Source organism: Pseudomonas sp. MWU16-30317 (assembly GCF_020515695.1).
GTDB lineage: Bacteria > Pseudomonadota > Gammaproteobacteria > Pseudomonadales > Pseudomonadaceae > Aquipseudomonas.
This window is the reverse complement of sequence record NZ_JAIWJA010000013.1, coordinates 106,079-118,221: the sequence shown is the minus strand read 5'-3', so window position 1 is coordinate 118,221 and position 12,143 is coordinate 106,079. Positions and strand designations below refer to the sequence as shown.

General features: G+C 59.2%; 12 protein-coding genes. All 12 read left to right on the top strand.

From position 1 onward, the window contains the following. Positions 1–3 precede the first annotated feature (3 nt). The 12 genes from LIX93_RS27175 (at position 4) to LIX93_RS27120 (ending at position 12,031) form a co-directional block, all read left to right on the top strand. A complete protein-coding gene (locus LIX93_RS27175; RefSeq protein WP_226507140.1) occupies positions 4–957 on the top strand; it encodes a sensor domain-containing diguanylate cyclase in 954 nt (317 codons plus the stop codon). A gap of 124 nt (positions 958–1,081) precedes the next feature. Beyond that, positions 1,082–2,785, top strand: a complete 1,704-nt coding sequence (kaiC, locus tag LIX93_RS27170) for a circadian clock protein KaiC (RefSeq protein ID WP_226507139.1) — start codon at positions 1,082–1,084, stop codon at positions 2,783–2,785. Beyond that, complete coding sequence (locus LIX93_RS27165; RefSeq protein WP_226507138.1) at positions 2,782–3,114, top strand: circadian clock KaiB family protein; 333 nt, start codon at positions 2,782–2,784, stop codon at positions 3,112–3,114. The genes kaiC and LIX93_RS27165 overlap by 4 nt, the downstream gene beginning before the upstream one ends. Further along, positions 3,111–3,440, top strand: coding sequence for a circadian clock KaiB family protein (locus LIX93_RS27160; RefSeq protein ID WP_226507137.1), 330 nt, complete (start codon positions 3,111–3,113; stop codon positions 3,438–3,440). The genes LIX93_RS27165 and LIX93_RS27160 overlap by 4 nt, the downstream gene beginning before the upstream one ends. Further along, positions 3,437–5,059, top strand: a complete 1,623-nt coding sequence (locus tag LIX93_RS27155; RefSeq protein ID WP_226507136.1) for a PAS domain-containing hybrid sensor histidine kinase/response regulator — start codon at positions 3,437–3,439, stop codon at positions 5,057–5,059. Before LIX93_RS27160 ends, LIX93_RS27155 begins: the two co-directional genes overlap by 4 nt. A gap of 142 nt (positions 5,060–5,201) precedes the next feature. After that, on the top strand, positions 5,202–5,693 hold the full coding sequence (gvpU, locus tag LIX93_RS27150; RefSeq protein WP_226507135.1) for a gas vesicle accessory protein GvpU: 492 nt from the start codon (positions 5,202–5,204) through the stop codon (positions 5,691–5,693). A 358-nt stretch (positions 5,694–6,051) separates the two neighbouring features. Next, on the top strand, positions 6,052–6,531 hold the full coding sequence (locus LIX93_RS27145; RefSeq protein ID WP_226507134.1) for a GNAT family N-acetyltransferase: 480 nt from the start codon (positions 6,052–6,054) through the stop codon (positions 6,529–6,531). Positions 6,532–6,855: 324 nt separating this feature from the next. Then, positions 6,856–8,046, top strand: coding sequence for an enoyl-ACP reductase FabV (fabV, locus tag LIX93_RS27140; RefSeq protein WP_226507133.1), 1,191 nt, complete (start codon positions 6,856–6,858; stop codon positions 8,044–8,046). A gap of 131 nt (positions 8,047–8,177) precedes the next feature. Then, positions 8,178–8,732: an N-acetylmuramoyl-L-alanine amidase gene (locus LIX93_RS27135; RefSeq protein ID WP_226507132.1), complete on the top strand. Its 555-nt coding sequence runs from the start codon at positions 8,178–8,180 to the stop codon at positions 8,730–8,732. Between the two features lie 191 nt (positions 8,733–8,923). Beyond that, positions 8,924–10,357 carry a pyruvate kinase gene (pyk, locus tag LIX93_RS27130; RefSeq protein WP_226507131.1) on the top strand — a complete coding sequence of 478 codons (1,434 nt, stop codon included), beginning with the start codon at positions 8,924–8,926 and terminating at the stop codon, positions 10,355–10,357. Further along, complete coding sequence (locus tag LIX93_RS27125; protein ID WP_226507130.1) at positions 10,357–11,091, top strand: hypothetical protein; 735 nt, start codon at positions 10,357–10,359, stop codon at positions 11,089–11,091. The genes pyk and LIX93_RS27125 overlap by 1 nt, the downstream gene beginning before the upstream one ends. Before the next feature lie 4 nt (positions 11,092–11,095). Then, positions 11,096–12,031 carry an AEC family transporter gene (locus LIX93_RS27120; RefSeq protein WP_226507129.1) on the top strand — a complete coding sequence of 312 codons (936 nt, stop codon included), beginning with the start codon at positions 11,096–11,098 and terminating at the stop codon, positions 12,029–12,031. Positions 12,032–12,143: the final 112 nt, after the last annotated feature.

The following is a 12,143-nucleotide window of genomic DNA, read 5'->3' as shown; positions in this document are numbered from 1 at the left end:
CCGATGAACACCTCCATCGAACTGACCGAACTGCACTGGTTGCTGACCATCACCCAAAGTATCGATGTGGGCGTGGTGGTGTTCGACCGCGATCATCAGGTCAAGGTGTGGAACACCTTCATGGAAAACCGCTCGGGCGTGCAGCCCAAGGACGCCGTCGATCGCTCTTTTTTCGAGTTGTTTCCCGAGGTCGATCGCGAGTGGTTTAGCAAGAAGGCCGACAACGTCGCCACCCTCGGCACGCCGTCGTTCACCATCTGGGAGCAGCGGCCGTACCTGGTGCACTTCGATAACTACCAGCCGATCACCGGGCAGGAGGCGTTCATGTACCAGAACACCACCCTGCTGCCCCTGCGCTCGACCAACAACAAGGTCGAGCACCTGTGCCTGGTGATCTATGACGTCACCGATGTGGCCACCAACCGTCGCCAATTGTTGTCGGTCAACGACCAACTGCAAAAGCTCTCCAGCACCGACCGCCTGACCAATCTCTACAACCGTGGGCACTGGGAAGAGATGCTCAAGCTGGAGTTTGCCCGGCATCTGCGGTATGGGCATAACGCGGCGTTGATCATGTTCGACATCGACCACTTCAAACGCGTCAACGACACCTACGGCCATCCGGGCGGCGACAAGGTCATCCAGTGCGTGGCCGATATCGTGCGCGACCACATCCGCGATGTTGACGTGTGCGGGCGTTATGGCGGCGAGGAGTTTGCCATTCTGCTGCCCGATACCGACAAGGCCGGGGCACTCATTCTGGCCGAGCGCTTGCGCCAGGCCATAGAAGAGGTGAACGTGGTGCACGAAGGCCGGGTGATCCGCTTTACCATCAGCCTCGGCGTGGCCGATCTCGCGCCATCGGCCAACGATCACAAAGCGCTGATCGAATGGGCCGACCAGGCGCTGTATACGTCGAAAAAAGCCGGGCGCAATCAGGTGACGGTACGTGGCTGATTGCTATCATCATTAGATATTCCCACGGATTTATTACTCCGCCCCACGGTCGGATGCTGTGAGCCGATGTGCGACTCGCACGCATTGGCAACTTATTCGAGCCGACTATTCCAGGTGATAGCCCTTGACCGTTGACCCCGTAGTTCTGAACCCCGTCCCATCGTCTTTGCACAAGGTGGCCACTGGCATCGTCGGCTTCGATGACATCACCCTTGGCGGCTTGCCGGCCGGCCGACCGTCGCTGATCTGTGGTGCCGCAGGCTGTGGCAAGACGCTGTTCGGGGTGACGTTCCTAGTGCGCGGCGCCGTCGATCACGACGAGCCGGGTGTGTTCATGAGTTTCGAGGAACGCCCCCGCGATCTGGTCGACAATGTCGCCTCGCTGGGCTACGACCTGCAAGGCCTGATCGATCAGAAAAAGATCGCCATCGATCACGTGCACATCGACCGCAGCGAAATCGAAGAAACCGGCGAGTACGACCTCGAGGGGCTGTTCGTACGGCTCGGTTACGCCATCGACACCATCGGTGCCAAGCGCGTGGTGCTGGACACCATCGAGGCGCTGTTTGCCAGCTTCACCGATACGGCGGTCCTGCGCGCGGAGCTGCGCCGGTTGTTCTACTGGCTCAAGGAGCGTGGCGTTACCGCCGTCATCACGGGCGAGCGTGGCAACGGCCAGCTGACCCGTTACGGCATTGAAGAATACGTCTCCGACTGCGTGATCCTGCTCGACAACCGTGTGGTCGAGCAGATCACCACCCGTCGCCTGCGGGTCATCAAGTACCGCGGCTCGTCCCATGGCACCAACGAATACCCGTTCTTCATCGACGAATACGGCATCACCGTGCTACCGGTCACGGCGGCCGGGCTCAACCACTCGGCATCGTTGCAGATCGTGCCCAGCGGTATCGAAGGACTCGACCGCATGCTGGGCCGCGGCGGCTTTTACCGGGGCTCCAGCGTGCTGGTGTCGGGGCTGGCCGGTACCGGCAAGACCACCTTCGGCGCGAGCTTCGTGGATGCCTGCTGCAAGCGCGAAGAGCGTTGCCTGCTGTTTTCCTTCGAAGAATCGCAAAGCCAGCTGGTGCGCAACCTCGAATCGGTCGGCCTGAACCTCAAGCCCTATATCGACAGTGGCCTGCTGCGGGTCGAGTCGGCACGCCCCAGCCTGTATGGTCTGGAAGTGCACCTGGCGCGGATGTACCGGGAGATTCTCGAGTTCAAGCCCCATGCCGTGGTGATCGATCCGATCTCGGCGTTCCGCGGACCGGAGTCAGAAGTGCACGCCACCTTGTTGCGCCTGGTCGACTTGCTCAAGGAGCACAACATCACGGCTATCTTCACCAGCCTGTCCGAGGCCAAGGCGCGGGCTCAAGGCCTCGATCGCGAGGTCTCCTCGTTGATGGACGTGTGGCTGTCGCTCGGCATGGTCGAGGCCGATGGCGAGCACAACCGCCTGCTGTACGTGCTCAAGGCGCGCGGTATGGGCCACTCCAACCAGGTGCGCGAATACCATATCGACAGTAACGGCATTACCCTGGTGCGCCCGTATATCGGCCCCCATGGCGTGCTCACCGGCTCAGCGCGGCTCAATCAGGAAGCCCGTGAGCACCGCGAGGCGGACGTGCGCAAACAGCTGGTCGAGCAGCGCCGCCGCGAAAAGGAAAAGAACCGCACCCAGTTGGAGCGCAAGATCGCCGAAATGCGCGAGGCGCTGGAGGCCGAGGAGCTGGAAGAAAACCTGCTGCTGGATGATGAGTCGCGCCAATTGATCACCGACGACGATGTGCGCCAGCGTCTGGTGTTGGCCCGGGGGGCGGCAGAATGAGCGAAACCACCGTGCAACCGATCGACCCCAATGGCGTCGGGATCGATGGCCATTACTCGCTGCGCCTCTACGTCGCTGGCCAGACTCCGAAGTCGGTAACGGCCCTGCGCAACCTCAAGCGCATCTGCGAGGAATACCTGGCGGGCGCCTACACCATTGAAATCATCGATCTGCTGGTGACTCCCCAGTTGGCGGCCGGGGACCAGATCCTCGCCTTGCCGACGTTGGTACGGCACCTGCCCACTCCCTTGGTGAAAATCATCGGCGACCTCTCCAATACCGACAAGGTGCTGGTGGGGCTGGATATCCGCAAAGAGCCCACAGCGTGAGCGACTTCGCGAATGCCCCTCTGACGGCGCCCGATGGCGACGAGGCATTCTGCGTCTTGCGGTTGTATGTATCCGGCAATAGCCCGCGCTCGACCCGGGCGATCCACAACCTGCGGCTGGTGTGCGATCGCTACCTGCGCGATCGCTACAGCCTTGAAGTCATCGATATTTATCACAACCCTTCAGCTGCCAAGGATGCCCAGATAATCGCGGTACCGACCCTGATCAAGCTGCTGCCGGCACCGCGGCGATTGCTGATCGGAGATCTGTCGGACAGCGTCAAGTTGCGTCAGGCCCTGGAGATCGCCGAGGAGGGTGAAGCATGATCGAGCGTGCGCCGGGGCTGAGCGATGCGCAGTACATCGAGCAGCTTGCTGAAAAACTGCGCGAAGCCGATGACACGCTGGAGGCCATTCGCATCGGCGCCGTGGATGCACTGTGTATCGATGATGGCGAGGGCGTCAGCGTCTACACCCTTGAAAGCGCCGATCGGCCCTATCGCACGCTGGTCGAGCAAATGCAGGAAGGCGCCGTGTCGATGTCGCCCGAAGGGGTGGTGCTGTACGGCAACGACCGCTTGGGGCAGATTTTGCAGCGGCCGCTGGAACAGGTTGTCGGCCAAGCGTTTGCCGACGGCGTGATCGCCGGCGACCGGCCGCGCTTCGAGGCTTTCTTGCTGGCCAGTTCCAGCGACGCCATGCGCGCCGAATTCAATCTGATCACCCCGTCGGGCGTGGCGGTGCCGGTCTACCTGTCGTTCCGCGGCTTGAATCAGGATTTCCCCGGTACGCCGATCATCTGCGGGGTGGTCACCGACCTCACCGAGCAACGGGCCATGGAAGCGCGCCTCAGCCAAGCGCAGAAAATGGAAGCCGTGGGCCAGCTCACCGGCGGCCTGGCCCATGACTTCAACAACCTGCTGCAGGGCATCAAGGGCAGCCTCGACTTGATCCTGCGTCGCAGCGATTCGCCTCGGGTCGGCCACTGGGCTGAAGCCGGGCTCAAGGCCGCCGATCGCGGCGCCAAGTTGACCGCGCAGCTGCTGGCGTTTTCCCGATCGCAGAAGCTCGAGCTCAAACCGCTGGTGATCAACGAAGTGATCGGCGACATGACCGATTTGCTGGTGCGCACCCTCGGCGCCGGGATTCGCATTCGCCTCGATCTGGAGCCGGCGCAGCACTATGTGCTCAGCGACCCGACCCAGCTCGAACTGGCGATCCTCAACCTCGGCATCAATGCCCGGGATGCCATGCCGGCGGGCGGCGAGCTGTCGATCAGCACTCACTACATGCCCGGCACGGCGCTGGTGCCGGAGGCCATGCAGGTCTGCATCGCCGACACCGGCAGCGGCATGAGCGACGAAGTGCGCCTGAACGCCTTCAACCCATTCTTCACCACCAAGGACATCGGCGCGGGCACAGGCCTGGGGCTGGCGCAGGTGCAGAGCATCGTCGAGCAGTCCCACGGCCGGGTGCATATCGAGTCGGTGCTGGGCGAAGGTACCCGCGTGTACCTGACGCTGCCGTGCACCCATTTGCGCGCAGTCAAGGCCGAGCCCGCAGCGCGGACCCATGACGGTTATGCGGTGCCGGGTAAAAGGATCCTGTTGATCGACGATGATCACGAGGTGCGCCGGGTGATCATCGACATGCTCGAAGTGCTGGGTCACGAGGTGCACGAGTCCGACAACGGCTACGACGGCTTGCAGCGCCTGGAGCAGATACTGCCCGATGTGTTGCTGTTGGACTTCGCCATGCCGCACCTCAACGGCGCCGAAGTGGCCACCGCCGTGCGGCAGAAACATCGACATCTGCCGATCATCTTCGTCAGTGGATTTTCCGACTCCGAACAGCTCGAAGCGGCCGTCGGCCCCGGCGTGGCGGTGCTGCGCAAGCCGTTCACCATCGAAGAGCTGGGCAGCATGATCGAGACCGGTGGGCGCTGACCCTTAATCTGGGGCAGCGGGCTTGCGCGCTCGGCGGCGAACAGATCCGATGCGCCGAAACCCCGCCCGTCGATTGATGCATTGCCCTCTGCCCTCGGGTGTTCTATAGAAGGGAAGTCAATCTATGGAACGGAGCTCCATCATGTCCAAGATCAACGCCAAGCTCGCCACTGCGCAGCCAGCTGCCGAGCCCCTCGCCGACCCCGCGTTCAGCAAGATGGAATGGGAAGGCCGCCAGGTCGACTGGTTGCTGCAATGGTTCGTGCGCGTGGCCAGCCAGGCCAATCTGGAAGTGGGCATCACCTTGTCGGTGCGCGGGCATCTGGTATCGGGTTTGTTGATATCGCCCCAGGCCTATTTCCATCTGCTGGCCGAACAGTTCGCCAAACCCTTCGCCGATGCCGGCAGCAGCGATGCCGAGAGCATCCGCGCGCTGGTACGTGGGTTTGATGAATCGACGGGTAAAGAGGAAGACCCGGCCGCGCAGTACATCCATGTGCGCGATGCACGGGTGTATAGCGGGCATCAAGGGCCGGTGTCGCCGGACGGGATGTTGTGGCGCGGCAAAGTGGCGGCGGTGGATGGGTTTTCGTTGGGGCACTTTCAAGGGGGTGGGGTGCTTCAAAATGTTTAAGGGCGCGCGTGGTACTGCTGCGGTAGATCTCGTTTGAGCACCCTACGGGGCTGGCCAATGACTTGCCTGCCAAGGAGCATCGCATCAGCCGTTACACCGTGCTGGAGCATCCTGATGGGTGTATGAATCTGCCGGCCCTTTCGCGGGCAAGCCTTGCTCCCACAATGCCAGCAGTTCCAGAGTCGAGCACCTGTGAATGCAAGGCTTGCCCGCGAAGAGGCCGGCACTACTTGCCTAGAACCATAGAATCTCCCACAGGTGTACGGATGCGTGCCCTTCGCTCTTTGGCAACACAACGTGCAGGATCTCCCGGCGCCCGCTAGCATTGACCCCCTATTCCCCACCGGATGACTGCCCCTTGACCCTTCACATCCGCCCGGCGCAACTCAGTGACGCGCCGCAGATTCTCGCCTTCATCACCGAACTGGCCGACTACGAGCGCGCCCGCCATGAAGTCGTTGCCAGCGTCGCAGACATTGAACGCTCGCTGTTCGGCGAAGGCGCAACCACCCATGGTCTGATCTGCCTGCAGGACGATCAGCCCATCGGTTTCGCCGTGTACTTTTTTAGCTATTCCACCTGGCTCGGCCGCAACGGCCTCTATCTGGAAGACCTCTACGTAAGCCCCGAATCCCGTGGCAGCGGCGCTGGCAAGGCATTGCTCAAACAGCTCGCCCGCGAAGCCGTGGCCAAGGACTGCGGTCGCCTGGAGTGGAGCGTGCTTGACTGGAACGAACCGGCCATCCAGTTCTACAAATCCATCGGCGCCGTGGCGCAGGACGAGTGGGTGCGCTATCGGATGGAAGGCGAGGGGCTGCGGCGGTTTGCCGAGGATTGAGGTGTTTGCCGCCTCCCGTTTTGAAATGACTCAACAGAAAGTTACACAAACCGTAACTTACTGTTGAGTCAAACGGCGGCGAGCGGCGAATCTGCTCAGCGCCGTTTGTAGTCTGTCGGCTGTATCGGGCGCGGCAATCGCAGGCAAGCCCCCTGGCTACAGGGTATTCAGATAGCCTTCGAGATCCCCGTGGTAAAGCGTTTCCCTGCGTATCTGCAAGCGCCGCCGTGACCCGCCGGTTTCCCAAGCGTCTATACCCGTGTTCAAATTGTAATGTTCAAGCCACCTGTGGCTCTCGGCATACTGTAAAGAGGAAGGGCTCCCATGATCATCAAACCGCGCGTTCGCGGCTTCGTCTGCGTGACGACACACCCCGTCGGCTGTGAAGTCAACGTCAAACACCAGATCGACTACGTCAAGCGCGAAGGCGCCATCGCCGATGGCCCGAAGAACGTTCTGGTGATCGGTGCCTCCACCGGCTACGGCCTTGCAGCGCGCATCACTGCGGCCTTCGGCTGCGGTGCGAGCACCTTGGGCGTGTTCTTCGAGCGTGAAAGCGCCGAGGGCAAGACCGGTACTGCGGGCTTCCATAACAGCGCTGCGTTCCACAAGTTCGCCGAGGCCGAAGGCCTGTACGCCAAGAGCATCAACGGCGACGCCTTCTCGGACGAGATCAAGCGCAAGACCATCGACGTGATCAAGCAGGACCTGGGCAAGATCGACCTGGTGGTCTACAGCCTGGCCGCGCCGCGCCGCACGCACCCCAAGACCGGTGAAGTGTTCAGCTCCACCCTGAAACCGATCGGCAAGGCCTTCACCCAGCGCGGCCTGGACACCGACAAAGTGGTCGTCAAGGACTTCACCCTCGAAGCCGCCAGCGAAGAAGAAATCGCCGGTACAGTGGCCGTGATGGGCGGTGAAGACTGGCAAATGTGGATCGACGCCCTGGACGAAGCCGGTGTACTGGCCGACGGCGCCAAGACCACCGCCTTCACCTACCTGGGCGAGAAGATCACCCACGACATCTATTGGAACGGTTCCATCGGTGCCGCCAAGAAGGACCTCGACAGCAAGGTCATCAGCATCCGTGAAAAACTCGCGGCCCACGGTGGCGATGCCCGCGTGTCGGTGCTCAAGGCCGTGGTCACCCAGGCTAGCTCGGCCATCCCGGTGATGCCGCTGTACCTGTCGTTGCTGTTCAAGGTGATGAAGGAAAAGGGCACCCACGAAGGCTGCATCGAGCAGGTCTATGGCCTGTACAAGGACAGCCTGTACAACCCCAAGCCGATCCTCGACGAAGAAGGCCGCCTGCGCGCCGACTACAAAGAGCTGGAAGCCGACGTTCAGGCCGAAGTTTCTGCACTGTGGGAAAAGGTCGACAACGACAACATCGACGCGCTGACGGACTTCGCCGGTTACAAGACCGAGTTCCTGCGCCTGTTCGGCTTTGAAGTCGAAGGCGTGGACTACGACGCTGATGTCGAGCCGCATGTAGTGATCGCCAACCTGGTGTAACAACCGGCTCACCCCGCGCGCAAGGTGCGGGGTGAGGGCAGGTGGTAGATATACAAGGCCGCTGCCTGTCTGGCAGCGGTCACCCTTTGCATACCGGCCTCGGGGAGGTCGAACAGCAGAGGGAACACATCATGACTTACTCACTCGTATGGTTGCCGGACGTACTGCGGGCCGCTGGGCTCAAGGTGGTGCTCGTCGATGGCTGGGCCACCCGTGGGCGCGCTGAAATGGGCACGGTCGAAGGGGTTATGTGCCATCACACCGCTAACCGCCGATCCGGCAATATGCCGACACTGGACACCTTGGTCCTCGGGCACAAGGACCTGCCGGGCCCTCTGTCACAGTTGGGGCTGGGCCGCGATGGCACCTATTACGTGGTGGCTGCCGGGCGTTGCAACCACGCCGGGGTCGGGGCGTTCCGTGGCAGCTCAGCGGGCAACAGCCGCTTTATCGGCATCGAAGCCGAGCACTCGGGGGAAGCCGAAGACCCTTGGCCGCAAGCGCAGTACGACGCTTATGTCGCGGGCGTCGCGGCGATCCTCAATCATCTCGAAGCGGACACGCACTACTGCGTCGGGCATAAGGAATTCGCCTTGCCGGCGGGGCGCAAGATCGATCCCAGTTTCGATATGGACGGGTTTCGCGCTCTGGTTCGGCAGCACATGCTGCAGACTCTGGCTCCCTGATCCGCATGTTCGAGCTAATGGCGCCATAGCCGTATACGGTTTGCGAAGAGCAAGAGTAACGGCTACGGGCCTCAATTTTACGTGGTCATCTCTTATTTCGTTTCGATCCAACGAGTGCATTTTATACTATTTCCGTTCCTGTCATAAAAATGACATAAAGCGTCGAAGCCAACAGGGACAGGGTTATGTAAATGAAAAGAACACGAGTGATAGCGACAATAGGGCCGGCGTCTCGTAGTCCTGACGTTTTACGCGCGTTAAGCCAAGCAGGGATGTCGGTGGCGAGGCTGAATGGCTCGCACGGCAATCTCGCCTGGCACGAAGAAACCATCGCATTGATCCGTAACACTCTACCAGATACACCGATCTTGCTCGATATACCGGGGCGTAAAATAAGAACCTTGCAGCTGGAGCACGAACCAGTGTTCTTGGCCGGGCAGAAGATTGTTCTGACGACCGATATCACCCACACCGGGAAAGAAAAGGTGCCGGTGGGTTACGATAAGCTACATGAGCGATTAAAGGCGGGAGATAAGTTGTTTGCCGACGATGGCACGCTTTCTTTTGAAGTCATTAGCGTCACTGGGCGCGACATATCAGTGCGTGCAGATATGGACGGTCAGCTGAAAAGTCGTAAAGGTATAAATGTGCCGGGCATCGATCTCGGCCAATCTCTGGTGACAACGAAAGACAGGGACATGATAGCCTTTGCTAAACGACAGGGTGTCGATTACATAGGTATCAGTTTTGTCGAAAGCAAAGCGCATATCGAGGCCATACGCTCCCTTATTGATGGGCCAACTCCCAAGATAGTCGCCAAGGTCGAAAATGCCGGCGGTATCGAGCATTTGGAAGAGGTGGTGTCTGCCGCCGATGTCATCATGATTGATCGCGGCGATTTGGCCGTTGAAACGTCTATTGACCGGGTGGCTATCTATCAAAAGCAAATACTCAAGTCGGCCACGCTCGCGGGTAAACCCACGATAGTCGCAACTGAGATGTTACACAGCATGATCGAAAGCCCGCTGCCGACCAAAGCGGAAGTAAGTGATATTACCAATGCTGTATTCGATGGGGCTGCTGCAGTGATGCTGTCTGGTGAAACGGCCGTAGGCCGTTATCCCGTCGAGGCCGTTACTAGGATATCCGGTATATCGCAACTGGCGGAAGGGTACATTTCCCATCATCGGGAAACTGCTTTTTCCGACAGGAACAATGACATTCGCAGTGCGATACAGGCGCTTACCCAAGCGCTGCCGGTGACAAAAATCATCGTGCTGTCATGTTCAGGGTATGGCGTCAGAATCGCATCCATGTCAGGCAGCGGTATACCGGTTATTGCGGTAGGGCAAGATCCTGCGGTGACGCGCAGCTGGAATCTGTTTCCCGGTGTCACGGGAGTTGCGCTTGACCTTGCTGGCCTGTCCAGCAGCACCCAGGACGCCAAATTGATACAGACCCTGCTCGAACGTAACCTGGTACGTGAAGATGACTACACGCTTATTGTCAGTACACAATCGGATTACACTCATCTGAGTGGTAACTTGCTGCGAACGCTGAACATACGGTCGTGGCTTGGGAATGTAGGTGAGCGCAAACATTCGGCGGCTATCGAGGTTGCCTAATGGAAGATCAATACCTCTATTTCTGTATAGTCGCTATTTTTGCAATCGTTCAGTCTATATTCGGCATGGGGATCCTGGTTTTCGGAACCCCTACATTGCTGTTGCTCGGGTTTGAATTTTCGACGGTGTTGGCTTTGTTGCTGCCCTCGTCGGTATTGATTTCCTTGACGCAAGTCGCCAGTTCAGGCTCAATTGCATTCCAAAGGCGGGAAAAACAGAATATCGTCATCTGCACCCTTTTTGTACTTGGCTTTTTGGCGTTGATACTGACGTTTCACTTGAAGATAAATATTGATATTTTGGTTGGCCTGGTTTTGCTGTTTTCCGCGCTGGTCCGTCTTAGTCCTTCGTTCAGGGCCAGGGTGAAAACACTGCTGAGCAAGAATGAACGGCTATTTGTTTCGTTCATGGGCACCGTACATGGACTTACCAATATGGGCGGGGCGCTGCTTGCCCTGTATGCGTCTTCCACTCAAGAGGGCAAGCTGGAAATTCGTACGGCGATATCCCGTTACTACCTGGCATTCGGTTTGATACAGTTGTCGGTGCTCGCGGTACTGAAGTTCGATGCGTTAAGCCTGTATGGCTTCCTGGCGGCGCCATTGGCGCTGTTCGTCTATCTCGTCGTGGGTAACTTGATATTCAAAAAAACCAGTTCTTTTGCTTATGAAAGGCTGGTTACCTTCTTCATCGCTGCGTATGGAGTGATTGTGTTGACCAAAGGATACTTGTAACGCGATGATGGCAATCACCTTGTTGTCCCTGCTACCTATCATGTTCCTGATTGCAATGGGGGTTGTGCTTCGAGTCAGAAACCTCATCGATGCCAGTTTCTGGCTCCCTTGTGAAAAGCTTAATTACTACTACCTCTTTCCGGCCTTGATGTTTTCATTGGTCGGCAAGGCAGACTTGAGTGAGTTTCCGATCAGGCCTATCGCGTTTTCGATTCTCGGCGCGGTCCTTATTGGTGGCGTCGCTTTGTGGCTTTGGCGGATATGGCTAAAGCAGTCCGGGCCGATTTTCTCTTCCGTCATGCAGGGCGCGTTGCGCCCTAATACCTATATCGGGGTGGCGGCTGCGGCTGCCACTTATGGGCATACCGGGCTGTCGGTGACTTCTATCAGTATTGCCGTGGCCATTCCCTTGCTTAACGTGGCCTCGATCGTAGTGCTGATGCACTATGGGGAGGGCAGCAAACCTGGTTGGTCGCACATTATCAAAACGCTGGTCAAAAACCCGGTCATTTTATCGGTGGTGACTGGGTTGTTATTCAACGGCAGCGGACTCACCTTGCCCGCCGCCATTGACATTATCTTGAAGATTTTGGGCGGGGCCTCCTTGCCTTTGGGCCTGCTTGCCGTCGGCGCGGGTCTGAATATCCGGGCGGCGAGGGCGGGGCACGGGCCGGTGATGCAGTCCTCTTTCGTGAAGTTGCTGCTGGTGCCGTTGGCCACTTTGTTGATCGGCACATCGCTCGGTATTTCTGGTGCAGTGCTGGCGACGGTAGTGCTGTTTAATGCATTGCCTTGCACACCGTCCGCTTACATCATGGCCAAGCTGCTGGGTGGGGACCACCAATTGGCCGCGGGCATTATCACCGTCCAGACATTATTTGCCGCCGTCACTATTCCGTTGGTGCTAATGCTAACGCAGCTAGTCACGTACACAGGCTGACCCGCGTCGACGCCGTGCTTCGAGGTGGTATGGCCTGAGATGAGGCAGGCCCGTCACGCCTCATGCAGGCTTGCCCGCCACCCTCGCCGGAGGGCATGATAGCCGCCAGAAT

Bases quoted from the DNA above. Each gene is read 5' to 3' on its own strand.
- LIX93_RS27175 (WP_226507140.1), top strand. From the start codon at position 4: ATGAACACCTCCATCGAACTGACCGAACTGCACTGGTTGCTGACCATC.
- LIX93_RS27165 (WP_226507138.1), top strand. From the start codon at position 2,782: ATGAGCGAAACCACCGTGCAACCGATCGACCCCAATGGCGTCGGGATC.
- LIX93_RS27155 (WP_226507136.1), top strand. From the start codon at position 3,437: ATGATCGAGCGTGCGCCGGGGCTGAGCGATGCGCAGTACATCGAGCAG.
- gvpU (WP_226507135.1), top strand. From the start codon at position 5,202: ATGTCCAAGATCAACGCCAAGCTCGCCACTGCGCAGCCAGCTGCCGAG.
- fabV (WP_226507133.1), top strand. From the start codon at position 6,856: ATGATCATCAAACCGCGCGTTCGCGGCTTCGTCTGCGTGACGACACAC.
- LIX93_RS27135 (WP_226507132.1), top strand. From the start codon at position 8,178: ATGACTTACTCACTCGTATGGTTGCCGGACGTACTGCGGGCCGCTGGG.
- pyk (WP_226507131.1), top strand. From the start codon at position 8,924: ATGAAAAGAACACGAGTGATAGCGACAATAGGGCCGGCGTCTCGTAGT.
- LIX93_RS27125 (WP_226507130.1), top strand. From the start codon at position 10,357: ATGGAAGATCAATACCTCTATTTCTGTATAGTCGCTATTTTTGCAATC.
- LIX93_RS27120 (WP_226507129.1), top strand. From the start codon at position 11,096: ATGATGGCAATCACCTTGTTGTCCCTGCTACCTATCATGTTCCTGATT.